Origin of the sequence: Ruminococcus sp. J1101004sp1_RTP21198st1_B9_RTP21198_201120 (assembly GCF_040924245.1) — a bacterium.
Lineage (GTDB): Bacteria > Bacillota > Clostridia > Lachnospirales > Lachnospiraceae > Blautia_A > Blautia_A faecis.
The window spans coordinates 85,043-107,893 of record NZ_JBCOMI010000013.1; the positions used below are offsets into that span (position 1 = coordinate 85,043).

Here is a 22,851-nt window from a genome sequence, read left to right on the forward strand (position 1 = left end):
ATTTTATATGTCTTTTAAAAAGTGAAATATCACCCTCTTTTTTAGTGAAATATTAGTTCATTTTCTTTCAAGAAAGGGAACTATACACTAAACATGGAGGTGTATCATATGCCAAAACAAACAGATAAAGAACTGGGATTGTTTTTTAAGAACGCCCGACACGAGCAAAAATTGACTTATGAAGAATTAGCTGAAAAAGCAGAAATGTCCAGCCGATATTTAAAGGAAATTGAAAATGGGGGCCGAGTTCCCAGTTTTCATAAAATCAGAAAACTGGTACGCGCTTTAAATGTTCCTCCTGAACCATTGTTTTATCCAAACAATCATACAGATAATCTTGATTATCAACGCCTGCTCATGTACCTGTCAAAATGCAACGATGAGCAAATTACCGCTATCCTTGCCATCGTAGAAGCATACCTGCGCACATACAAAATTCCTACAGACCACGATAAACAAGATCCCTGAAATTCATTTGAATTCTATCTGAATTATTCTGAAGAAGCGGTATGGTTTCCCATACCGCCACTCTTAACGTGCGTATTTTTCCATCATTCTCTTAACATTCGTGGATTTCTTTATTGCCCCTATATTAATAAGAAACTCAACTACATCCATCATTCCCTGGTAATAAGCCCGCTGCTCCTCTTCATAATGGAAATGTTCTAACTGATTCAGATATTTATTCCAGAAATTCTGCTCACGCTCTGGGATTTTTTCCAGATGTAGTGGCAGCTTCTTTTGTATTTGTTTCAAATTCTTCTCTGCTTCTTTCCATTCTTCCGGCTGTACTGTATATTCTCTTTCTCCGGAGTCACAGCGCAATTCCTCAAACAAATTCGATACTGCTTCATAAAATTCATTCATCTTCTTTCCACCTCTCACTAGAATTATTTCTCATTACAGGCAGCATTATCATTTTCTTATTTCAAAAATCAAATAAACTTTCCAAAAACTTCATCTTTAGAAGTATAGTAACAATATTTTTCCTTAAAATCAATAATAATACTTCATCTTTAGAAACTTTTGAGGATCAGAATGATTATTTATTGGGATAAAAAAACGAACAGTAAAAACAGAATAGGACAACGGGTAAAAGAATTACGAAAGGCTCATAATCTTACTCAGAAAACACTCGCTGCCAAATTACAACTTGCAGGATATGATTTTAATGATCTGGCAATCCTGCGAATTGAACAAGGCACACGTTTCGTTCCCGACTACGAAGTTGTCGCACTGGCCGAAGTATTTAATGTTTCCTGCGAATATCTTCTTGGTCTGACGGACGCTCCTGCAAAATAATTCAATTGTATTGCTGCCCATTCTATGCTAAACTATGGATAGATACTTCTGAACAACATACACTATTTATAAACCGTATGATTGGAGTGATTTCATGGAATTAACAAAAAAAGTCCCTACAACCGATAAAAACCAGGAAAACAATCATCTTCTCCGCATGTTAGACCGGGGAATTGATGATATGGAAGCTGGTCGTGAATTGCCACTGGAAGATGCTTTTCGCAAAATCACAGAATTAAGGGATGCACGAAGAAATGCAAGAATATAAAATTATTTTAACCTGGGAAGCAATTTACGATGTCACAGACATTGCAGATTATATTGAAGAAGAATTCGGCCAGCAACGTGCTGACCGTTTTCAATCTGATCTGAAAGAACAAATGCAGAATTTAGGCCAGTTCAGTACTGCCTTTCCCCGAACTCAAATTCTGTACAGAGGATATTCCATACATAAAAGATCTTTTCCGCCATCTATTATTTTTTATATTATAATGGAAGAAACAAAAGAGATTCATATTCTCCGAGTGTTGCGCCATGAACGAGATTGGGAAAATATCCTGTTGCAAAGATCAACTTATACATATCCAGAATGAATACCTGGGAGCCGATCAGAGATTTTTCTGAAAGGCTTCCTTTTTTATTACTTCCCACTGTCAATTAAATCATAACTCATATCCAGAAAATCCAGCGTCTTAGCTTCACTGACAGAATCATCCAAAAGAATCGTAATCCAGTGTTGCTTATTCATATGATACCCCGGTAAAAATCCATACGTTTGAATAATCATCCCAACCAGATCAGGATCACATTTTACATCCAGGATGTCAATGTTTCCATCTTCTTCTAATCCCAGTATTTTCTTTTCCACTACCATAATTATAGCATACCATTTTCCATTTTTATGTCGAAGCACCGCAGAATCAGGATCTTTTTTCCATAAATATTCCGGTTCAGTTCCATATTGCTCTTTTACATATTGAAAAATTTCTTCACGTTTCAAATTTATCCCTCACTTACGATTTCTTTCTCTGATTATACGCTATCAGGATTGTATTCTCAACCACTTCTCACAGTTCTATTTATGTTTTATAGCTTTTGCATAGCCTGCTTTGCAGGCTACACCCCAAAAGAAGCAAGCACTGCCAGTGTCATGACACCTGGCTCATTTTGTCAAATTCCCTTTCCGGTTCATTCTACCAAAATGTATCAGGGAGTATCCCTGGCCCTCTCATATTTTATAATTTCTTAATTTGACGCTTCCGCCTACTCCTGTTAAAATAAACTGTAGACACATCTATCCAAAACATCATACAGTCAAGTAATATAACTGTCATAACCGAACTGGTTAGACAGTTTTTTTGTACTCTTTTTTATAGAAAAAAACGAATTGGAGGATTTCAATGAGCAAACGTACCAGAATTCATCCCGTACAATTTTATTTGAATGATGACGAACAATACATTTTAGAAGAAAAATATCGTCTTTCCAGGATGAAAAGCAAATCTGCCTTTCTACGGAAAATGATCTTATATGGATTTGTATATGAAGTAGACTACTCTCATATCCGAAAAATGAATACCCTGTTGGGCAATATCAGCAGCAATTTGAATCAGATCACCCATCGTATAAACAGTACCAATACAGTTTACCCAAAGGACCTGGACGATATAAAGGAGTTAATGGAAAAAATATGGCAGTTACAAAAATCCATGGTATCAAAACAACCGTTAATAAAGCAATAGAATACATCTGCAATCCAGATAAAACTGACCAGAATCTATATATTTCTTCCTTTGCCTGCTCTCCCGAAACAGCCGTTCTTGACTTTAAATACACTTTGGATCATACACATGACTGCAGAGATCCGCACAATACAAATAAGGCATTTCATCTGATTCAGGCATTTTCCCCTGGTGAAGTTTCCTATGAAGAAGCCCATCAAATTGGCAAAGAACTTGCGGATCGCTTACTGGAGGGAAAATACTCCTATGTTCTGACAACACACACTGATAAAGGTCATGTACATAACCATTTAATTTTCTGTTCTGCAGATAACATCACTTTTTCTCATTACCATGACTGTAAAAAGAATTACTGGAAAATACGAAATCTCAGCGACACTTTATGCCAGGAACATAACCTGTCCACAATTATGCCAGATGGTAAAAAAGGAATGAAATACAATGAATGGGCTGCAAATAAATCTGAATCCAGTAAAAAAGCGCAGCTGCGAAAAGATATCAACCAGACAATCCGAATTGTTTCCACTTACTCAGAATTTCTTGCATTTATGGAAGCTAAAGGATATGAAATAAAAAACGCAGAATTTGGCGAAAGCAGCAGAAAATACATTACCTTTCGTTCTCCCGATATGTCCCGTCCAGTGCGTGGAAGTGCTAAATCTTTAGGAAAAAATTTTACTAAAGAACGTATCAAAGAACGCATTGAAAATAAACGTCAGAAAGCTATTTTTCCTTCTGTTCATAACAAATTAATAGATACCAATGCTCCCAATATAGCAGGAAACATTGGACTTCAGAAATGGGCAAATAAGGAAAATTTAAAAATTGTCTCTGCTGAATATAACAAGATGTTCACACATAATCTACATAATTTTTCAGAACTTGAAGACCGCATAGCCTTGTTACATATGCAGCAAAAAGAGGTAAATACCTCTGTTGTTTCTCTCGAGTCTCAGATACGCCATCTTCGAGAAATGCTAAAATATGCCGAACAATATCAGAAAAATAAAATTTACGACGACCATTATAAAAGCTCCAAAGATCCAGATCGTTATTTCCGTAAATATGAATCTCAAATTATTCTTTTCGCGGGTGCTGAACATATTTTACAGGAAAATGGTATAAACCTGAAACATCTTAATTCCAATAAGTTGCAAGAGCAAATTGCAGATCTTATTTCCAGAAAAGAATCTCTAAATACTCAATACGTTTCTTTTAAGCAAGAAATAAAAGAGTTGGAATTGATACATCAAAACCTGTCCAAATATCTCAAACAGGATGCTCCTGAAATACAAAGATCTTCTCATAACCAACTCCCTTCTTTGTAAAACCATAATAATAGGCAGCGATTTCACTCGCTGCCTAAATTCCCATTAAACCGATATCCTACACCTCGTACTGTTTGTATATATAATGGTTGTCCAGGATCATCTTCTATTTTTTCTCTGATATTGCAGATATGTCGCATAACCACATTATAATCACCGGAATAAGGTTCATTCCATACCAGATCATAAACCATTTCTTTTCCAAATATTCTACCTGGACTTTTCGCTAAAAAAAGTAAAATATCATATTCATATTTTGAAAGATGAACATCACTATCATTCTTTTTAACAATTCGTTCCTGTAGATATATTTTTAATTCTCCAAACCTTATAATTTCCGGTATGAATTGGTTTTTATGTTCCCAGCTAGTCAATATGTTTTCACTTATGCTTCCATTAGCATCTGTGATTCTCTCAATAATTTCTATCTTTTTCACCTTTATTGCCTCTACATTATTAATTTTATATTCTATATATCATCTGCCATTTGACTTTTTTCTTCTACAAGTAATATAATATATTTATTACATATGTAGGATTTAGCAGGAGGATTTTATTATGTCACTACCCCAGATTTCAGAAGCCGAATTTGAAGTTATGAAAATTGTATGGAAATATGCTCCCATCAATACAAATGAAATTACAGAAAAACTTACTCTAACTACCAGCTGGAGTCCAAAAACAATTCAAACTCTTATCAAGAGACTTGTTTCCAAAAAAGCTCTTTCCTGCGAAAAACAAAGCCGGGTATTTGTCTATACTCCATTAGTCCAAGAAGATGAATATATACGCCAGGAAAGCAATTCTTTTTTAAAGCGATATTATAATGGAAATCTTTCTTCTATGCTGGCTTCTTACCTTGAAGACGATAAGCTCTCTTCAACAGAAATTGATAACTTACGCCATTTATTATCAAAACATCAGAAATAGGAGGTTTTGAATGAGCAACTGGATCATCCACTTTTTAATCAGTAATATCTTCATATGTATTTTTACACTTGTAATAATCGGAACAAAAAAACTTCTGAAAAAATATTTATCTGCGACTACACAGTACCATCTCTGTTTTCTTTTATTTTTATTACTTGCCGTGCCATTTTTTCCTGTACAGATTCATGGCTCACAACTTTTTTCATGGTTACATTTTTTTCAAACTGACTCAGGACTTAACTCTGGTACCGACACGCTATCCGAACTTACCAGTAATACACAAAATATTTTGTTAAACCAGGTGAATGATTTTTCAGTTTCCATCAGTAGTCAATTTTCTGGAGGCTTGAATACCATACTCTTTCTAATATGGATAACGGGTGTTATGATTATGTCAGTCCTCACCCTTCATTCATTAAACTATGTACGTTCCATAAAAAGATCTGCTCTCCCGCTTCAAAATCAGCAGGTAAAAACTATTTATTACAATTGTTTAAAGGAACTTAAAATCTCTCACCCAGTATCAGTCTACAGTACTGCATTTTTAAAATCACCAGTTTTAATCGGAATAATACATCCCAGAATTTACATTCCCATCCATTTAATTTCCGAACTGAATCCTGATGATATGCGTTTTATGCTGCTACACGAATTACAGCATTACCGTCACAAAGATACATTTATTGGCTTCCTCATGGTCATAAGTAATATACTCTACTGGTTTAACCCTTTTGTTTGGTACACTTTAAAAGAAATTCTCTGTGACCGTGAAATAGCCTGTGATTCTGCTGTATTGCAGATGATTTCTGCTGATGAATACCAAGCTTATGGAACTACACTGATTAATTTTGCAGAAAAAATATCCTCTTTTTCCTCTCCACTGGCAGTTGGAATGTCCGGAAATTTCAGGCAGATGAAACGACGTATTCTCAACATCGCCGTTTTTAGGAAAGAAACTCTTTATCAAAAAATGAGAGCATTGATAATTTATCTGGTCATTAGTGCTGTTTTTATTGGATGTACACCCATTTTATCCATTGATGCCTCTACTCAAAACGTATATCATTTTAGTGATACAGACAAAAATATCTCCCTGTTAGATATATCCGAAACATTTGGAACATATGATGGATCATTTGTTTTGTATGACAATAATTTGGATTCCTGGAAAATATACGATCTTGAAGAAGCCACCAAACGTATTCCGCCAGAGTCTACCTACAAAATATACGATGCATTATTAGGGTTGGAATCCGGAATCATCACACCAGAACACTCTTCCATGACATGGAATGGTGATGCCTTTCCTTTTCCATCCTGGGAAGCTGATCAGGATTTAAACTCTGCTATGCAAAATTCCGTTAACTGGTATTTCCAGGCAATTGATTCGCAGCTCGGAATTAACAGAGTCCAGGAATTTTTGAATAAAATAGAATATGGAAACCAAACAACCAGTTCAAATCTGGATTTATACTGGTCCGATTTTTCATTAAAAATCTCGCCTTTAGAGCAAGTAACATTATTAAAAAAATTTAACACAAATGAATTCCATCTAAATTTCCAAAATGTATTTTCTGTTAAAAATGCTATAAAAATTGCCAGTACACCTAATGGTAATTTCTACGGAAAAACTGGAACCGGTCGTGTCAACGGACAGGATATCAACGGCTGGTTTATCGGATATGTAGAAACTTCCGATAACAGCTATTATTTTGCAACCAATATCCAAAGTGATTCTAATGCAACTGGCAAAAAAGCATTTGAAATCACTTCTGATATCTTAAAAAAATTACATATATGGAATTAACAAATATGAAAGGGCTGATAGTTGTTATCAGTTCTTTCTTTTTATTCTATATTGATATTTGGGAACTTCTTTCGTACCATTATTCAGAATTTTATTCCCCATATATTTAAAACTCTTATCATCGTTGAACTTAACAGTCAGCTCACTTGTAATAACGGCATCATTACATATAAATGTATCACATACAGCATCAACAACCAACACACTGTTTCCCTCTCCGCTATCTCTTATTTCAACGACCTCCGGTAAAGATGTTCCAAAATGAGTAGGGCTATAATTTAAACAGCCTAATCGTTCCCAGTCATAAGTTTGATGTTCCGAATCAAATACTGCCCATTTTTTAATTTGATCTGCTGTTATCGGCAAAAACTCCATTATCAGATTTTCAAACTCTTCTGCCGGAATTCCACTTGAGTTACCTGAAAACTCATATCTCTCCCCGTATTTCATTCGATATAAATATTCATATAAACCATTATAATCTAACCCTTCCATATCAGATCTATCCCAATCAGAACATAAAAGATTATTCCCCTGATATCCAAGCAAATACACACACCTCTTTGAAACTTCCCTGCATTCATCACTTAAAGGTTTAATTCTTATCATAGAACTGCCATCAACCGCTTCTGATACTTCCGGATACTTTGGAACGCATAGCGTATAACCAAACCAGCCTTTTTCTGTATATTTCCATTCTTCTATCCTTGTATACGAAACATATACAATAGATGGATTGTCGTTCATACCCCAAACAGCTTTCACAGCCAGCAAATACATATCTGTCCCATCATAATTGAATTTGAGTCTTTCTATCCCACCATCCCTGTTAATCCTATATAAGACGATATCTCCTGTCAGATCCTGTTCTGCCCTGAAAAGAAATTCTTCCATTTTAGAATAATTAGCCATATTTGAATACGGTGCTGATGTAATAACGGGGACATTTTTTTCCTTTAATACTTCCTGCATTTCTTCCATTACTGTCTCAGAAACTACTATATTCGATGAAGTCCCTTTATCCGCCTTTTGATAAATGACTTTCATCTGATTCATAACATTCTTACAATCTTCAATAGCTTCTTCTTTCACGACTTCATCTACTGGCAAATCATATCCTCTTTCTTGTACAGCATAATTCGCAGTTTCCTGTGAAATATATTCTAAATCAGCCCCTTTACATTTTGTATTTCCTATGAAAAAGCATCCCGAAATAAATAAAACGCTCATCATCTTTTTCAGTTTTCTTTTTGTAATCATATCAATTATCTCCATAACATTCCTCCCACTTTTCGTCTGATAATCTTTCCGTATACCAGGTAACCTCTATTTCTGACCTTGATACATAATTGGATACATATTGAAATCTATCTTTATCTAACAGCCGAATGGTTACGCTATGACAAAACGCCTGATCTAATTCTTTTTGTGGCCATACCGCATTTACTTCCAGTGTTATTGTTCCATCTTGATTTTCTATGTAGGAAACAACTTCCGGATATGGAATATATGGTGTGGGAGCAAAATCATATACGATTCCTCTGGTTCGATACCGATATGTCTGTATTTCTGTGTGAAATACCGTTCCTGTCTGCAGTATCTCTGCGCTTATATTAAAATATTTTTGAAATATCGTTTCAAATGATTCTTTTGGGATTTCATAAGTCTTTCCTTCCTTAAATTCATCAGTTTTTTCTTCCATTGAAAGTAAACGATCAAAAACATCATAAAAATTTATTCCATCATAATTTTTTTCACTCCAATTAGAAGTAAACAATTTATTAAGTGTATATCCAAAAGGAAGTATATATTTTCGATTCAACTCCCGACATTTTTTATTTAACGGTGCTACCCGAAAGTCCCGATATCCAGACGGTCCATCATATCCTGCCGGATGATATTCTTCTATAAAGAAATGCCCGTTTTCTGTATATTTCCATGAATTAGCTCTAAACTCATGATAATATGTTTCCTGCCAAGTGTCCTCTTTCCATTTAAAAGAGCTTACTTCAACGTCTATTTTCCCCTGTTTGGTTTTCAGATCATACCGGATAAAATAATCCCCTGCTATAACTTGAAATATAGTAGTTTTTCCATTCTTCTCTTTTTCTGCTTTTTTCAAAAAATCATCTACTTTAATACTTTGAACCATATCCAGCTGATTGTAGGAATCAATTACTGCATATCCATATTTTCCAAAATAATCCATACTTTTTTGTATTGTACTCAGCTCATATAGTGCATTTTCTTTCACAGCATTCTCATATATGTTCCGATAGCCTTCTGCTAGCATTTCACACTCTCTGTAAATTTTTTTTTTCGTATCTTCAATTGTCTTTTTCTGCTCTTTCTTTATGCCACATCCACTACAGACAGCAAGAAAAATAACTCCCACAAATATTTTCCAAATTTTTTTCATATCATTTTCCTCTTACATTTGTAATATTTAAAGGTAAAAATTATTCATTACCAAGATATTCATCCAGTATCGCCTTATCCTTTTCCACCACATAACCGCTTCCTCCAATATCTTTCACATTCTCTACCATACTGATGAGCAAAATAGGATTCTTTGTATCTCTATCTGTAGTAAAAACTGTAAACCAGCCAATTTCTGTTCCAGATGTATCTTCTTTTGTAGCTTTCAGTTCCGCTGTTCCGGTTTTTCCTGCTAATCTAATGTCTTCCCGGCATGCTCCATAACCAGTTCCTTCCGGGTTATTCACTACACCCTCTAACCCCTCCATAACCTCCGAAACAATTTGTGGTGAAAAAGCATCTTTTATCCAGATTTCACTGGAAGTGCTTCCACCATCCGCGTGAAGATATGGCTTTATCATATTTCCATCATTTAGAAAAGCCGTATAAATGCTTGCAAGATGCAAAGGATTTACCAGAATCTGTCCCTGTCCATACCCACTGTCAGCAAGCTGGATTTCTGTTTCTATCTTGTCCATATTAGAATATTGGGACTCTGACATTTTAATATCAAATGGAAGTTCCTGATTAAATCCTATTTGATTTAGAGACTGCATCAGTTGATCCGCACCAATTTTTAATGCTGCTTTTGCAAAATAAATATTATCTGAATAAATAAGCGCATTTTTCAAGATCACAGGTTCATAATCATGAAGTGTAGTCACTGTATAATCTCCCCACGAGGAATCTTTCTGCCACGCCAGACCCTCATTTCCAAAATCGTCATTTGCAGTAAATGCCCCCACTTTTAATCCAATTGCAGCAATTACAGGTTTAAAAGTTGAGCCAGGACACCATGTCTGGCGAAAGCGGTTGTATAAAGGCCTGTCTTCATTTTCATTTAATGCACTCCACTGGCTGTTGTCCATTCCACGTACAAAATCATTATTATCATAAGATGGCGTACTTACCAACGCCAATACTTCCCCTGTATAAGGATTCAAAGCTACAGAACATCCTCTGTCTTCTTTAAATTGTTCATAAAGAGTACTTTGAAGATCACCATCAATCGTAATATGGATATCTTCTCCATCTTTTCTAGGCTCATATGCAATAACACTTTTTTTATTTCCATTTGCATCTACAATACAGATTTCACACCCATCTGTTCCTTTTAGTTCTTTTTCATAAAGCGTTTCCAGTCCAGTCTTTCCAATCACACTGTTTGTACGATACCCTTCCCCTTTATGTTCCTGCAAATCTTCGGCTGTAACCGCCTGTACATACCCTACCAGATGAGAGGCAGCTTCTTTTAGATAATAAGTTCGTACTTTTACATCAGATAACATAATACCTGGAATCTTCAATAATGTGTCCTGCTTTTCTTTTTCTTCCAGAACAGTTTTATCCGGATTCACTGTCAAAAGATCGACCTCTTGTATTTTAGGAATTGTTGCTACTGGTACAAAAGAATCTGCTTTTACCCAACCGGCTTTTAACTTATCCTCAATTTCGTCTGCTCCAATTCCAAGATACTCTGCCAGTTTTTTTATTGTATCTTCTCTGTTCTCCATCCTGCCCGGAACAATTCCTACCGAAGATGCAGTTCCCTCTCCAGCCAACTGACGACCATTTCTGTCTAAAATATCTCCTCTCTTTGCCTCTTCTGACGTTACCTGAACTTTATCCGTTGCAGATAACTCTGGAAAAATCAACTGATCCTGCCAGATTAAATGATATCCTGTCCAATCATGTGAAAATACCGCATCGTTGGTAAATTCTACATTTCCTGCAGCAGTCTGCATATTTGTTGTATAGGAAACTGCCGCATTTCCGTTTTCTTGTCTTTTTACTGTAATATCGGTTATGGACAGATCAGACATCTCAATGCCTTCATATATTTTAGAATTTCGTTCTATAAATTCTTCCTTACTGTTCATGCTGCTTTTTTTCTGATCCAGCATGGCATACATTTGCTCATATTCCCCTTTTTCAATATATTTCATATATTCCATTAGTCTTTTTTCAGGAACATTACAATTCATTATTGTTACAATACCGATTCCACCACCAATCAATATACCGCTAAATAAAACTATTTTTGTAATAATCTTCGTGTGTTTTTTTCTTTTCTTTTTTCTCATATAGTTTTATTTCTCCTTTTTTCATATTTTCTTAAATATTACACTTGTAATATTTAAACGTCAAGCTTTTTCTTAGGTTTATATATGTAGACAAGAGAAAAGATTTGCATAAAAAAGAAAGGGCATCTCAAAGCCTTCTTTGATAAAGAACTTTACGACACTCTGAGGTAATGGTTTCTCCGGATGTTTCCCAAACGCTATAATCACTCTCCAGAAGAACCAAAAACGATTTTTAATTTTCTCTCAGAAAAAAAAGAACTACTCTAAATCTGCTGATCTTTGAAATAACCCTGCTCGTTTCTTATAATCACAAACATATTCAGACAACACATTCTTTGCTGGCAGATTATTATAGCAGAAAACGCAACAAATCCCTTTATTAACTTTTGTTCCATATATTTCCTGTACCAATCCTATTGTTTCATCATCTGAACAAAAGCTCTTCGGAATCTCCCTACAATCCCTGATAATAACGCAAATCTGTTTACTATGTCCTCTCTGTCAGTATACAAGCCAGCTAATCTCTTTATTATAGTATCTAAATACTTCTTCCCAATTCCACTACTCAAAATTTCTTCAGTCACTGTTTCTGCAGATGTGTTTTTATATCAGCCAGAGTTTCCCTGGCTGAATTCTTCCAATATATACCTGTTAACACTTCTCAAAGTTCCCGACATTGGGGTCAGACCCTATTAAACATACTGGACAAAAACGATATTGGCTCCGGCCCAAGCGGTTCGGACTCCATCCGACAGCGAAAGGTGCAGAAGCGATGGGGCAAGAGCCACCAGCGGTAGGATGCTCACAATGAGCGCAGCGATACTAACTGATTGAAATTTTTTCTTTTCCATAGTTTTACCTCATTTCTTTTTTCCCAAATTGGGTGACAGCCAACGCGAAAAACAGGCCAAACACTACAATCGCGCACGGCAGGAACGGAAACACCGAAAACGAAAAAGCGGCGTCGGAAGTTTCTGCTGTAAAGTCATGGAGAGAGCAGGAAACGAGATAACCGCTGTAACAGTACGGGTAGGCGATCCACAGCGGCGTATTCGCAACCAATACACCGGGAATCACAAGCAGCAGATTTAATCCCACAGAAAGAAGCGGTTTTTCAAACAGCACAGTGATGGCCCACATAGCCGCAATGCACGGCAGCATAGTCAGAAACAGCCCCAAGCACCATTTCAGAAGATATAGGATCGGCAGGGTTTCTGTTACTCCCATTGTCTGTGTCGCAATCAGCCCAGCGATTACAAATACGACAAGAAACACCACCATCTCCATAAACAGATAAAAGGTAAGCACACAGAATTTGGCAATGGATAATGCGCAGCGGCTGACCGGTAGCGCCAGCATTTTCAGAATCCCGTTATTTCCTGTTTCTCGTCCTGCGATCATCACGCAAACCACGATCATGCTGAATGGAAGCAGATAGTAGGCGTAAACAAGCGCACTTTGAATAAACATGGCAGGCCACGCATTGGTGTATTCCGGTGTAAAGTAGTTGCTCAAATTCGCAACCCCGGAAACCACCACCAATAAAGGTGCAATGAAAATCAGGGGTACGATTTTGGAGCGTTTTACTTTCATAAACTCGATTTTGAGTAAATCCAAAAAGCTCATTTCTTATTATCCCTCCTTACTCGTAGCGTCTGTACTTCGCCAGCCACAAGCCCACAGCAAGGAACAACAGTGTTTCCACCAAAGCGACAAGGGCAACCGTCGAATCAGGCTGGGCACTCATGGCTACTGCTGGTTTCAGAATAATCACAAAAGGATGCACCAGCAAAAGCATCAGCCCCGAATTTGCAAGGGCCATACCACTCAGAAAACCGGCAACACCAATTCCAAGCGGCACCCACATATTTTCAAAGCGCGAGAAAATCAACAGCATAAACGACAGTACCGGCATGGATGTGAGAAAAGAGTATCCGGCAAAGCGTACCAGCGTACCCATCTCAAATGCTCCGTCCGGCAAGTCCGTCATTCCAATCTGTGCAAGTGCCAGGTTTTGCAGCACGATTGCAACCAAAAACATGACCGTCAGAATCAGAAATTTGCACAGATACATGACTGGGACGCTGACGGGAAGCATATACATCTTCTTTACGGCACTTCCCTTAAATTCCATGTTGTAGATCATGCAGGTAGCAACCACGATACCGAACAGATTCAGCACCATAATCATGCCGTAGAGCTGGGTCAACAAGACATCCATCGGGGCCAGCGGCAGATTCAGAAGTGTGTCTTTCCGCACAATGAAATTGACAAATGCGTAGGCGGCTCCCAAGACACCAACGGCCAGCAGCACAGGAATCACGCCGGTTCGCTTTTCTTTCCGAAGTTCGATTGCCAGCGTTTTCATAATTTTGCCCTCTGCTTTCTGTCCATGTTATCTTTCTCAACCATAGAAAGGAACACATCTTCCAGATTGTCCGCAGCGAAGCCGGATTGCAGGGCGTATTGACGCAGATCATTCATGCTTCCCTCAAACAGCAGCCGCCCGTGGTTGAGAATTCCAATGTCATCTGCAATCAATTCGATTTCAGACAGCATATGGGACGAGATCAGCACCGTGCAGTCGTAAAGGCTGGGCAAGGATTTTACCAGATTGCGGATTTCATGGATACCAGACGGGTCAAGACCGTTTGTGGGTTCGTCCAGAATCAGAATCGGCGGACGCCCCAAGAGCGCCCCGGCAAGGCCCAAGCGTTGCTTCATTCCCAGCGAATACTGTTTTGCCAGCCGGTCGCCAAACTCGGTCAGCCCTACCAGTTCCAGAGCATCTTCCACATCAGCTTTCGGCAGTCCCAAAATGCGGCGGATAATGTCAAGATTTTCCCGCCCGGTGAGATTCGCGTAGAAAGACGGCGCTTCGATGAAAGAGCCGATCTCTTTGAGAATGGCAATCCGATCCTGCGGAAACTGTTTCCCATCAATGGTAAAGCTGCCTTTTGTGGGAGTGGTCAACCCCAACAGCATTTTCATGGTAGTGGATTTGCCTGCCCCGTTCGGGCCAAGAAAACCATAAATGCTGCCCTTGCGAATATGAAGCGAAACATGATTGACCGAAGTGAAGTTCTTATATTTCTTGGTCAACTGTTCCGTTGTAATGATATAGTCCATAGAAACATCTCCTTTCGATGCTTCTATGGTACAACTTCAACCTGACATCTACATTCTCCCGTCCTTACTTTTACCTTACTTTTCAAGGAACAAGAACGCAGAATGGACAGCCCATGATATAATAGAAACAAACAAAATCAGATTGGAGAAACTGCTATGGATAATTCCTTTTTACATACTAAAAGGCTCCTGTTGGTAGATGATGAACAGGAACTATTGAAAATGGTTTCAGATATATTGAAAGATGCAGGATTTGAAACTGTCCTTACCGCAATGACAGTCAAAGAAGCTATTTTGACCGCAAAAGAGGAAACTCCCGATTTAATTGTTTTGGATGTCATGCTGCCGGATGGGGATGGCTTTTCTCTGATGCAACATTTCCGCACTTTTACCAATGTGCCGATCATTTTCTTAACAGCAAAGGACGAAGCAGCAGACAAATTATCGGGATTGGGGCTTGGTGCAGATGACTACATTTCTAAGCCCTTTATGCCGCAGGAACTGTTACTGCGTATCTATGCGGTACTGCGGCGGACCTACAAAGAGGATTCACCGCTGCTTGTTTTGGATGGATGTACGATTGATTTCAGCCGGGCCGAAGTCCATAAGGGCAGCGAAATTATCTCCCTGACAGCCAAAGAACATACTTTACTTGAAACGCTTGCCCGTAATGCTGGAAAGATTGTTACCGTAGATGCGCTTTGTGAAGCCCTCTGGGGGGATAATCCTTTTGGCTACGAAAACAGCCTCAATGCTCATGTCCGGCGCGTCCGGGAAAAAATTGAAACCGATCCATCAAAACCCGTGTCCCTAATAACCATTAAAGGATTAGGCTATAAGCTGATAGCAAGGAAGTGATGTCATGAAATCATTCGGAAGTTATATATCTAAATATCTTGTGTCGTTCGTTGCCTTTATTCTGATATTGCTTTTTCTTAATGCAGTAGTATTCGGTCTGACTTTTCAAAAGATTGTGACCGAGGATTATGGCGATTCATCCCCGCAAGCCATGTTGGAAATGACTGCTACCGCTGCTACACCGGAACAATTATCGGATGAGGCGGTGCAAATGCTCCGACAGAATCATATTTGGGCGATCTACTTGAACACAGATGGTCAATGTTATTGGTCGGTTGATTTGCCGGACAATGTGCCGAAAAATTACACAATTCAAGATGTCGCACTATTTTCAAAAGGGTATATTGAGGATTACCCGGTTTTTATTTGGAACACCGATGATGGGTTGTTGGTGCTGGGCTATCCCACAGACAGCTACACAAAACTCACCAGCAATTACTATTCCATTGCAGCACTTCAACGACTCCCCATCTTTGTGCTGGGGATGCTTGGCTTGGATTTGCTGTGCCTCTTTTCAGCCTATTACTTTTCCAAACGCAGAATCATTCACAATACCGAACCGATTGTGTCCGCTGTGAAAACTTTGGCAGACGGAAAGCCAGTTTCACTTCATATCAGCGGAGAACTATCGGAAATTGCAAGCAGTGTAAACAAAGCTTCTTCCATTTTGAATAGGCAAAATGAAGCGCGGGCGAACTGGATCAGCGGCGTTTCCCATGACATCCGCACACCTCTCTCCATGATTATGGGGTATGCGGACCGTATTGCAGAAAGTAAAGCTGCCAGCAAGAGCATCCGTGAACAGGCGGAAATAGTACGGAAGCAAAGTGTAAAAATCAAAGAGCTGGTGCAGGATTTGAATTTAGTATCGCAGTTGGAATATGAGATGCAGCCGCTTCATAAAGAGATGGTTCGCTTATCCAAACTACTGCGATCCTATGTAGCAGACCTGTTGAATACAGGAATTTCCGATAGCTACAACATCGGAATTAAGATCACTCCTGACGCCGAAAATGCTGTGTTGGAATGTGATGCCAGATTGATTTCGCGAGCTGTAAACAACCTTGTCCAGAACAGCATGAAACACAACCCACAGGGCTGTGAAGTCTGCCTTTCGCTTACAGCATCGCAAAACCATCTTATCTTGGCGGTTACGGATAACGGAACGGGTCTGTCTGCTGAAAAGCTGCAAGAGCTGGAAGAAAAACCGCATTATATGGAAAGCACAGATGAACGGCTTGATTTAAGACATGGGCTTGGATTGCTGATTGTCCAACAAGTCGCCATAGCTCATAACGGCACTTTCAAACTTACTAATGTTTTCCCGAAAGGGTGTGAAGCCACTTTAATATTCCCGTATATCGGATAAACAGGCAAGTACAAATCTATAAGACAACGCCAGATGCAGAGGTGCTACGCCCCTGGATCTGGCGTTGTCTTAATAAGCGCACTTCAAATCGGTATAACCTTCTTATTAACACTGACAAAAAACAGGCTCATCAAATGAAATTTTATCAAAAATATTTTACAAGCTGCTTTAATCCACGGCGGATACTGTCTCGGACACGGCTTGGGTCTACACCTTCTACTTCGGCAATTTCGTTTACCGCCATTCCCAGATAGTATCGGGCATGCAGAACAGTTTTCTTATGGTATTGCAGACAAGACCAATCATATCCGCATCGCCTTTTAAAAAAGGAATGATATGGTCGATTGCCTCCATCGTGTCATTTCTGTTTCCTTTATCAAACATTGCGGTTACTAAACATTCATCCGCATCAAAATTCATCGCCAGATCCATCATAATTCCACCTCTCCTTTCTTATGTGTCTTGGATTTTTCTGTTGTCTTATTCTGCTCCTGTGCTTTTGCCTTTGCCTGAAAATCTTTTAAAGACTGCAGCACAGACTTCTTCACTTCACCTTTTGCTCTGCTTGCAGGTTCCGCCTTTTGTGTCTGGCTCTGACTTACAGATACCGGTTCCTGCTTTGCCCTTCTGTCTGCCGTAACCGCAGAAGGTTTCTGTCCACTTCCTATTACTGTTTCTGCCGTATGTTCCGTTTCCTTTACCCTTCCATGCTTTTCATCCAGATACTTTTCCATGTCTGCGATTGCTTTCTGCACCAGAGAGCTTTCTTTATAGTGAGGAATCATATCTATCAGATCACGCTGTATCCGGTCTGCACTCATCAACTCATATTCCCCGGAATAATCTTCATCACCATCTTGCAGATCAAATCCGATTCCTTTAATCCCATGCAGTCTCTCTGCTGGGATACTCTCATATATTTTAATGGCTTCTTCTAAAGTGAGGTTATTATGGTACTCTCCCATGACTGGAAACTCCATGCACTCTGCGACATAAAAACTGATCGTAGCTTCTGGCTGTTCCTGTTCTGGCTGTTTGTCAAAGATAGAAAGTCGCTCTGTATCTTCCAAACGGGAAAGTAAAGAACGGGCAGTTATCACATCGCTGTCTATATCGGATTCCTCGGATACCTCAAGCAGCCAGTCCTTGATAGCTTCTGTTTTCTTATTCAAAATATCCTCCGTGAGTTTTTCCACCTGTTCTTCTCTATTTTCAATCGTATCGTTATACTCATAGGTATCAACGTCATAACTAAAATTATCCAGATCCGCAGCGAGCTTTTTAATCTCCTGCTGGTCAAGATATTTTTCAGATTCTTTTATATACTCTGCCAGAGTGATTCGCTCCTCTGCTATCGGATTAATGTCCACCTGGATTCCTGCCATCGCTATACCAGATTCATTTAAGGCATTGAAAAAGCTATCTTCTCGAATATCACCTTTATAGGAAAGAGCTATATCAAGGTCAGAATCTTCCCGGTAAAGATCTTGTCTGCTTCTGGAACCATACACTCTTGCAGCAAGCAGCTCTACCTCCTGTTCCATTCCCATATCTTCTAATACTGCCTGTGCATGATACAGAACCCCTCTTTCTACTTCTGCCCTGCTCAGGCTATTTAATGCCAGTTCATTTCTTCCAATCTCAGAAGTCACACGAAGTTCCCCCTCCTGCAATAAATCTTTAGAGTGCTGGATCGTCATTTCCTCAAATTCTTTATAATCCACTTTGACACATTCCATGTCATCCATTCTCTCACTTTTAAGAATTTCATAAGCGGCTTCCTGGATAAATGCGTCGGGATTATCATAATCACCTCTCTGGATTTCATGCAGGTCAAAGTCATAAAAAATAAAAGAATATCCTTCTTCTGTTGCCTGTATGGTCAGATACCCTTTACTCCTGGTAAACTGCATTGCGATTCCCTCATAGGTTTGCAGTGCTTCTTCTCTGCGAAATCCTTCAAAAATACTTGCCGGGCAGTTCTTTTCTAATTGTATCCGCTGCATCTGTTCTTCCTGAACTTCTTCCACATCTGCCATCAGTTCTTCATAATCCACTACTTTTGCATCTTCCAGTGAGTACCCTTTATCTTCTAAAATATCACTGGCAGCTTCATCCACATAGATTGTCGGATTGTCATAGATTCCTCCATCATCCTCCTGATAATCTTCATTGTAAAATGTATAGTCATAGCCATCTTCTGCGGTCTGGATTGTAAAGTATTGTTTTCCAATCTGATATGCAATCTGTACCTCATTCCAGTCCAGCATGTTTTCCATTTTATTTACCGCTTCATATATTTCTGGATTCAGCCACCCTCCGATCTGTTCATACGCATGGGTCAGCCGATCTATCCCGTTTTCACATCGGATAAAATCCATGCTTTCCTGCATCGTTTCCGTATTCTGGATACCAAGCACTTTTTTCTGATGATTTGGCAGACGTAAATATTCCTGCATCGCTTCATCCAGTGATTCATACCGGTTTACTTTTACTACACCCTCTGCATTTACATCTTCCATCACATAAAAATTATCAATGTAATGAATCTCTGGCATTTTTAACTTTATGCCTTCCGGCAGCTGCACCTCACTGACTGCATGAAAATTAAACCGGACATCTGTTCCCGATTCATTTTTTCCTGCCATCGTTTCTTCCCATATGTCTTTCTGTACTGCCTGTATTTCTTCGATTGTAAGTGTCTGTCCACTCCGCAGGGTTACAACAGAATCTTTCGGGAATTCCGTCAAGTCATAAAGTGTTGTTCCATTTTCCTGCAGATATTCTGATACAGTTTCTAACGCTCCTTCATCAAATCCATTCCATAAGTCCTCCGCTACAAGCTGTCCATTTTCTGCTACGATAATGCCAGCCACATCGGAGCCAAATTCATCATGTTCCATTAAGAAAAACTTTTCCCCAGCATATTCCTTTTTATCAACCGTATGCCATGTCCCGTTATGTCCTTCTGCTTCATATCCTCTTGTCTCTGCTGTGATCGTCACTTCGTTTTCTCCTATCGCCTGTTCTATCCTCTGCATCCGGATCTCAGCTCTTGCCATGTCGATAAACCCATCTAAAACTGCCGGGTGGCTTTCAATCACATAATCCAGGTTCAGATTTCTGCCCCGGCTGATATTTTCCGGGATTTCGATATGCTCCGCCCAGTCTTTGTTCTGTCTGGAAAATCTTCCATCATGAGAAAGTTCACGGATGGTGTTTGCCATAACAAAATTCATACGTTCTTCCCCAAAGCGTTCCACGACTTCTTTTGCCGCACCCTGCTTTAAGTGCAGTCCGTCAAAATTCTCCCGGATGGCTTCTTCGATGGCTTTCTTACAGTCCAGGTTTAACTTTCTGGAATCCAGATAAGCATCCACATCCCGTTCTCCCATTGCCTGTTCCAATGTTCCTTTATAAACTGGCGGATATGCCCTGACGGAATTATGTTCCAGCATGTTCATTCTCTGCTGGACAAACTCCGGAAGTTCCTGAAATCCAAAAGAATCTACATAATAGGCTGTAATCTCTGCACCCCTGTTTATCACGATCACATCACTTACCGATAAGGAATGACCACGGAAATCTTCCGGTCGATCAATGTTAAATCGTTCAAATATATTGTCTAACGTGATCGTTGGCATCCATGGTGCTGCATAAACCATCCGGTAATCCTTTCCATCAATGGTATAGCCCAGACTCTTTGCGGATTCTATTCCCATAAACTGATAAGTATGCTCATCTCCACTATCCATCTGATAAATGGCAAACCTTCTGCTTTCTCCATGCAGAAGAAGTGTCTCATCAATCTTTTCCGCACTGTCCTGTTCCAGTTTTTCCTGTCTGGCGGCAGTTGCTTCTCTTTCTTTATGTACTTCCCATTCTGCTTCCGTGATACCAAAAATACCGTCATGTCCCAGGATTGCATTTTCTGTTTCTGCAAGAATCTGTCCTGCCTGCTCTGGATTGTCTGGATTTCCATGTAAGAGAAAAACTTCCGCACCCTCACGATACAATTCTACTGCCCTGTTTTTTTCAAGAGGATACATGTGTTCCAGTCGGATTCCTGCTTCGTGCATTTCTATAAAACCGATCATGCCATCTGGGAAATTGTCAATCTGTGCCTGTGTTTCATTCATAAGGTTTCTCGTATATTCACTTTCCGGTCTGCGGATTGCGGTCATCATACGGTTCACCAGTCCAAGCACTTCGTCTTTGTCATCCATCTTATATGCAAAATTCACAATAAGATTTCTCTGGGAATCTGTGAAATTTCCTGTATTTGCAGCTTCTGCCGTTTCAATCAGACGGTGGGCATACTGCATGGCTGTTTCTTCTGCAATCTCCGGTTCCTTCACTGGGAAGTTTGCCCTTGCTGCCTGGATCACTTCATACACCAGCTTTGAACCGGCTTCATCGTAAGATTCCCTCATATCCCATACCAGGTCATTCAGTCTTTCCACCTGTCCGGGGAAGGTTTCTGCATATTCATTTACAAATGCCTTTTCATTTTCCGAAAAAATATTTCTTGGAAACTCTGCTTTTTGCACCAACATCTCTGCCTGATCTTTCGGAGAAAGGTCAGAAAAAGAAGTAACGCCTGTGTCCGCATCATATTCCACATCATAAAAATCAATCGGATAGTTCTCTCCGTGCCCACTGCTGTCATAGAGTGGTGTGACGGCAGCACCTTTTTCTTCCAGAAAACTTTCCAGTGGTTTCTCATTTTCCTCTATCTCACCACTTTCCAGAAGGCGGACGTATTCACCCACATTCTGTTCTAACTGTTCCCTGCTCATATTTTCGATCAGATCATAAGTAAACTCGGAACCCATGCTGCCCGAAAGATGCAGAATCAAATCTTCCTTATGGAAGGTATCCCGGATTGGTCTTTCCATTTCCAACTCGTACATCTGTGCCTCGATATTCTCAATGATCTCTGCCGATGTTTTTCGGATGGTATCCATAGATGCTTTCAACGCCTTCATATCCCTGCTCTCGCACCAGCTGGCGATATAGGTAAACGAATATTCTGAAGTATCCAGACCAAAATGGTTGCAGACAATATAAGCAATACTTTCTGCTTCCACTTCCTTTGTTGTCTGGTCTTTTAAGACTCCTTCCGCATCCATTACTTCCCGGTCATGCAGCAATGCGTGGCTCACCTCATGGACTCCGGTTTTCATCGTCTGTACATTACTCATATCTTCCTTTATCGCAATATATTTTTCTGTCTGGTGATAATAGCCTTTTGCATCCCCTTCCACATTCATCATACGGATCGGCACAGGAGAAATATTCTGCAATGCCTGCATGAACGTATCATAAAACTGTACACTTCCGGTAAGCTCCGGCACCTCCAGTTCTGCGATCGGTTCCCCCTCTGTCTGGCTGACATCAAACACTGTCGTTACACGGAATCTCGGTATCACCATCTCCACGATCTCTGTTTCCGGCTGTCCATCATCCCCGATCACAGGCTCTTTTGTTACCGGGTCGATCTTTTCAATCTCCTGTTTCTCCCGTATCGGTGCTGGTGCGATGATCTGGATTCCTTTCTCTCCACGTTTTACATGACGGTTAAATTTCTTCTGCCATGCATGATACCCGGCCACCAGTGTTGCTTCCGGTTTCTGCATGGTGATCAGCAGCGTGTTATTAAAGCTGTAATTGTGGAACTTTGACATGGTATTCAGATATTCGGTATATCTCTCCGAAGTAAAGATTTCTTTTACTCCCTGCTCCAGCCGTTCCGATATTTCTTTTAACTGTTTTTCTATATTATTTGCCATAAACAAACCCTCCATTTTATGTCCCGCCAGAG

The 22,851-nt window shown here is 39.5% G+C and carries 21 protein-coding genes and 2 pseudogenes; 10 read left to right on the top strand and 13 right to left on the bottom strand.

Going from position 1 to position 22,851, the window contains the following annotated elements; all coding sequences use genetic code 11:
* The first annotated feature begins 108 nt into the window (after positions 1–108).
* Entirely contained in the window at positions 109–468 is a 360-nt protein-coding gene (locus tag AB5618_RS10760) for a helix-turn-helix domain-containing protein (RefSeq protein WP_015524620.1), read from the top strand.
* Between the two features lie 63 nt (positions 469–531).
* On the opposite strand, the gene AB5618_RS10765 is transcribed toward AB5618_RS10760, so the two are convergent.
* Positions 532–867 (bottom strand): hypothetical protein, encoded by a 336-nt coding sequence (locus tag AB5618_RS10765; protein ID WP_059085549.1) that lies wholly within the window; start codon positions 865–867, stop codon positions 532–534.
* A 171-nt stretch (positions 868–1,038) separates the two neighbouring features.
* Here AB5618_RS10765 and AB5618_RS10770 point away from each other — a divergent pair, with 171 nt between their 5' ends.
* The 3 genes from AB5618_RS10770 to AB5618_RS10780 all read left to right on the top strand — a co-directional run bounded on the left by AB5618_RS10770 (position 1,039) and on the right by AB5618_RS10780 (position 1,895).
* Positions 1,039–1,302, top strand: coding sequence for a helix-turn-helix domain-containing protein (locus AB5618_RS10770; protein WP_015541275.1), 264 nt, complete (start codon positions 1,039–1,041; stop codon positions 1,300–1,302).
* 94 nt (positions 1,303–1,396) lie between these two features.
* On the top strand, positions 1,397–1,570 hold the full coding sequence (locus AB5618_RS10775; RefSeq protein ID WP_005426514.1) for a hypothetical protein: 174 nt from the start codon (positions 1,397–1,399) through the stop codon (positions 1,568–1,570).
* Positions 1,557–1,895, top strand: a complete 339-nt coding sequence (locus AB5618_RS10780) for a type II toxin-antitoxin system RelE/ParE family toxin (RefSeq protein WP_019162149.1) — start codon at positions 1,557–1,559, stop codon at positions 1,893–1,895. Before AB5618_RS10775 ends, AB5618_RS10780 begins: the two co-directional genes overlap by 14 nt.
* Positions 1,896–1,942: 47 nt before the next feature.
* Here AB5618_RS10780 and AB5618_RS10785 read toward each other — a convergent pair whose 3' ends face one another.
* Positions 1,943–2,302: an MmcQ/YjbR family DNA-binding protein gene (locus AB5618_RS10785; RefSeq protein WP_019162150.1), complete on the bottom strand. Its 360-nt coding sequence runs from the start codon at positions 2,300–2,302 to the stop codon at positions 1,943–1,945.
* 400 nt (positions 2,303–2,702) lie between these two features.
* On the opposite strand from AB5618_RS10785, the gene mobC reads away from it, so the two are divergent.
* Positions 2,703–3,044: a plasmid mobilization relaxosome protein MobC gene (mobC, locus tag AB5618_RS10790; RefSeq protein ID WP_005426517.1), complete on the top strand. Its 342-nt coding sequence runs from the start codon at positions 2,703–2,705 to the stop codon at positions 3,042–3,044.
* Positions 2,993–4,372: a relaxase/mobilization nuclease domain-containing protein gene (locus tag AB5618_RS10795; protein ID WP_015541272.1), complete on the top strand. Its 1,380-nt coding sequence runs from the start codon at positions 2,993–2,995 to the stop codon at positions 4,370–4,372. Before mobC ends, AB5618_RS10795 begins: the two co-directional genes overlap by 52 nt.
* 23 nt (positions 4,373–4,395) lie before the next feature.
* On the opposite strand, the gene AB5618_RS10800 is transcribed toward AB5618_RS10795, so the two are convergent.
* Positions 4,396–4,809, bottom strand: coding sequence for a response regulator transcription factor (locus AB5618_RS10800; protein WP_019162151.1), 414 nt, complete (start codon positions 4,807–4,809; stop codon positions 4,396–4,398).
* A 118-nt stretch (positions 4,810–4,927) separates the two neighbouring features.
* Here AB5618_RS10800 and AB5618_RS10805 point away from each other — a divergent pair, with 118 nt between their 5' ends.
* The gene (locus AB5618_RS10805) at positions 4,928–5,302 is read left to right on the top strand and encodes a BlaI/MecI/CopY family transcriptional regulator (protein ID WP_026077000.1); all 375 of its coding nucleotides are present in this window, start codon (positions 4,928–4,930) and stop codon (positions 5,300–5,302) included.
* Between the two features lie 10 nt (positions 5,303–5,312).
* Positions 5,313–7,109, top strand: coding sequence for a BlaR1 family beta-lactam sensor/signal transducer (locus tag AB5618_RS10810; protein WP_015541271.1), 1,797 nt, complete (start codon positions 5,313–5,315; stop codon positions 7,107–7,109).
* A 27-nt stretch (positions 7,110–7,136) separates the two neighbouring features.
* On the opposite strand, the gene AB5618_RS10815 is transcribed toward AB5618_RS10810, so the two are convergent.
* From AB5618_RS10815 to AB5618_RS10845, 7 genes are all read right to left on the bottom strand, one after another.
* Positions 7,137–8,384 carry a DUF6070 family protein gene (locus AB5618_RS10815; protein WP_059085548.1) on the bottom strand — a complete coding sequence of 416 codons (1,248 nt, stop codon included), beginning with the start codon at positions 8,382–8,384 and terminating at the stop codon, positions 7,137–7,139.
* A complete protein-coding gene (locus tag AB5618_RS10820; RefSeq protein ID WP_148461932.1) occupies positions 8,371–9,528 on the bottom strand; it encodes a DUF6070 family protein in 1,158 nt (385 codons plus the stop codon). The genes AB5618_RS10815 and AB5618_RS10820 overlap by 14 nt, the downstream gene beginning before the upstream one ends.
* Positions 9,529–9,568: 40 nt before the next feature.
* Positions 9,569–11,671 (bottom strand): penicillin-binding transpeptidase domain-containing protein, encoded by a 2,103-nt coding sequence (locus AB5618_RS10825; RefSeq protein WP_059085547.1) that lies wholly within the window; start codon positions 11,669–11,671, stop codon positions 9,569–9,571.
* A gap of 692 nt (positions 11,672–12,363) precedes the next feature.
* Positions 12,364–12,522 carry a hypothetical protein gene (locus AB5618_RS10830; protein ID WP_171030307.1) on the bottom strand — a complete coding sequence of 53 codons (159 nt, stop codon included), beginning with the start codon at positions 12,520–12,522 and terminating at the stop codon, positions 12,364–12,366.
* Positions 12,523–12,526: 4 nt separating this feature from the next.
* Entirely contained in the window at positions 12,527–13,297 is a 771-nt protein-coding gene (locus AB5618_RS10835; RefSeq protein ID WP_059085546.1) for an ABC transporter permease, read from the bottom strand.
* A 16-nt stretch (positions 13,298–13,313) separates the two neighbouring features.
* Entirely contained in the window at positions 13,314–14,039 is a 726-nt protein-coding gene (locus AB5618_RS10840) for an ABC transporter permease (RefSeq protein WP_059085545.1), read from the bottom strand.
* Complete coding sequence (locus AB5618_RS10845; protein ID WP_118511435.1) at positions 14,036–14,800, bottom strand: ABC transporter ATP-binding protein; 765 nt, start codon at positions 14,798–14,800, stop codon at positions 14,036–14,038. The genes AB5618_RS10840 and AB5618_RS10845 overlap by 4 nt, the downstream gene beginning before the upstream one ends.
* 156 nt (positions 14,801–14,956) lie before the next feature.
* Between AB5618_RS10845 and AB5618_RS10850 the strand changes: the two genes are divergently transcribed.
* Positions 14,957–15,658: a response regulator transcription factor gene (locus AB5618_RS10850; RefSeq protein ID WP_015515120.1), complete on the top strand. Its 702-nt coding sequence runs from the start codon at positions 14,957–14,959 to the stop codon at positions 15,656–15,658.
* 4 nt (positions 15,659–15,662) lie between these two features.
* Complete coding sequence (locus tag AB5618_RS10855; protein WP_059085543.1) at positions 15,663–17,027, top strand: sensor histidine kinase KdpD; 1,365 nt, start codon at positions 15,663–15,665, stop codon at positions 17,025–17,027.
* Positions 17,028–17,172: 145 nt separating this feature from the next.
* Here AB5618_RS10855 and AB5618_RS10860 read toward each other — a convergent pair.
* The 3 genes and pseudogenes from AB5618_RS10860 to AB5618_RS10870 form a co-directional block, all read right to left on the bottom strand.
* Positions 17,173–17,295 (bottom strand): annotated as a pseudogene (locus AB5618_RS10860) (sigma-70 family RNA polymerase sigma factor); the annotation flags it as partial.
* A pseudogene (locus AB5618_RS10865) lies at positions 17,289–17,462 on the bottom strand (transposon-transfer assisting family protein); the annotation flags it as partial. The pseudogenes AB5618_RS10865 and AB5618_RS10860, both read right to left, overlap by 7 nt.
* Complete coding sequence (locus AB5618_RS10870; RefSeq protein WP_059085541.1) at positions 17,459–22,819, bottom strand: DUF3849 domain-containing protein; 5,361 nt, start codon at positions 22,817–22,819, stop codon at positions 17,459–17,461. The pseudogene AB5618_RS10865 and the gene AB5618_RS10870, both read right to left, overlap by 4 nt.
* Positions 22,820–22,851 lie beyond the last annotated feature (32 nt).

What these genes read in the sequence shown, in the direction of transcription:
- AB5618_RS10760 (WP_015524620.1), top strand. Translation starts at nt 109, where the DNA reads ATGCCAAAACAAACAGATAAAGAACTGGGATTGTTTTTTAAGAACGCC.
- AB5618_RS10765 (WP_059085549.1), bottom strand. Translation starts at nt 867, where the DNA reads ATGAATGAATTTTATGAAGCAGTATCGAATTTGTTTGAGGAATTGCGC.
- AB5618_RS10770 (WP_015541275.1), top strand. Translation starts at nt 1,039, where the DNA reads ATGATTATTTATTGGGATAAAAAAACGAACAGTAAAAACAGAATAGGA.
- AB5618_RS10775 (WP_005426514.1), top strand. Translation starts at nt 1,397, where the DNA reads ATGGAATTAACAAAAAAAGTCCCTACAACCGATAAAAACCAGGAAAAC.
- AB5618_RS10780 (WP_019162149.1), top strand. Translation starts at nt 1,557, where the DNA reads ATGCAAGAATATAAAATTATTTTAACCTGGGAAGCAATTTACGATGTC.
- mobC (WP_005426517.1), top strand. Translation starts at nt 2,703, where the DNA reads ATGAGCAAACGTACCAGAATTCATCCCGTACAATTTTATTTGAATGAT.
- AB5618_RS10795 (WP_015541272.1), top strand. Translation starts at nt 2,993, where the DNA reads ATGGCAGTTACAAAAATCCATGGTATCAAAACAACCGTTAATAAAGCA.
- AB5618_RS10810 (WP_015541271.1), top strand. Translation starts at nt 5,313, where the DNA reads ATGAGCAACTGGATCATCCACTTTTTAATCAGTAATATCTTCATATGT.
- AB5618_RS10815 (WP_059085548.1), bottom strand. Translation starts at nt 8,384, where the DNA reads ATGGAGATAATTGATATGATTACAAAAAGAAAACTGAAAAAGATGATG.
- AB5618_RS10820 (WP_148461932.1), bottom strand. Translation starts at nt 9,528, where the DNA reads ATGAAAAAAATTTGGAAAATATTTGTGGGAGTTATTTTTCTTGCTGTC.
- AB5618_RS10825 (WP_059085547.1), bottom strand. Translation starts at nt 11,671, where the DNA reads ATGAGAAAAAAGAAAAGAAAAAAACACACGAAGATTATTACAAAAATA.
- AB5618_RS10830 (WP_171030307.1), bottom strand. Translation starts at nt 12,522, where the DNA reads ATGGAAAAGAAAAAATTTCAATCAGTTAGTATCGCTGCGCTCATTGTG.
- AB5618_RS10835 (WP_059085546.1), bottom strand. Translation starts at nt 13,297, where the DNA reads ATGAGCTTTTTGGATTTACTCAAAATCGAGTTTATGAAAGTAAAACGC.
- AB5618_RS10840 (WP_059085545.1), bottom strand. Translation starts at nt 14,039, where the DNA reads ATGAAAACGCTGGCAATCGAACTTCGGAAAGAAAAGCGAACCGGCGTG.
- AB5618_RS10845 (WP_118511435.1), bottom strand. Translation starts at nt 14,800, where the DNA reads ATGGACTATATCATTACAACGGAACAGTTGACCAAGAAATATAAGAAC.
- AB5618_RS10850 (WP_015515120.1), top strand. Translation starts at nt 14,957, where the DNA reads ATGGATAATTCCTTTTTACATACTAAAAGGCTCCTGTTGGTAGATGAT.
- AB5618_RS10855 (WP_059085543.1), top strand. Translation starts at nt 15,663, where the DNA reads ATGAAATCATTCGGAAGTTATATATCTAAATATCTTGTGTCGTTCGTT.
- AB5618_RS10870 (WP_059085541.1), bottom strand. Translation starts at nt 22,819, where the DNA reads ATGGCAAATAATATAGAAAAACAGTTAAAAGAAATATCGGAACGGCTG.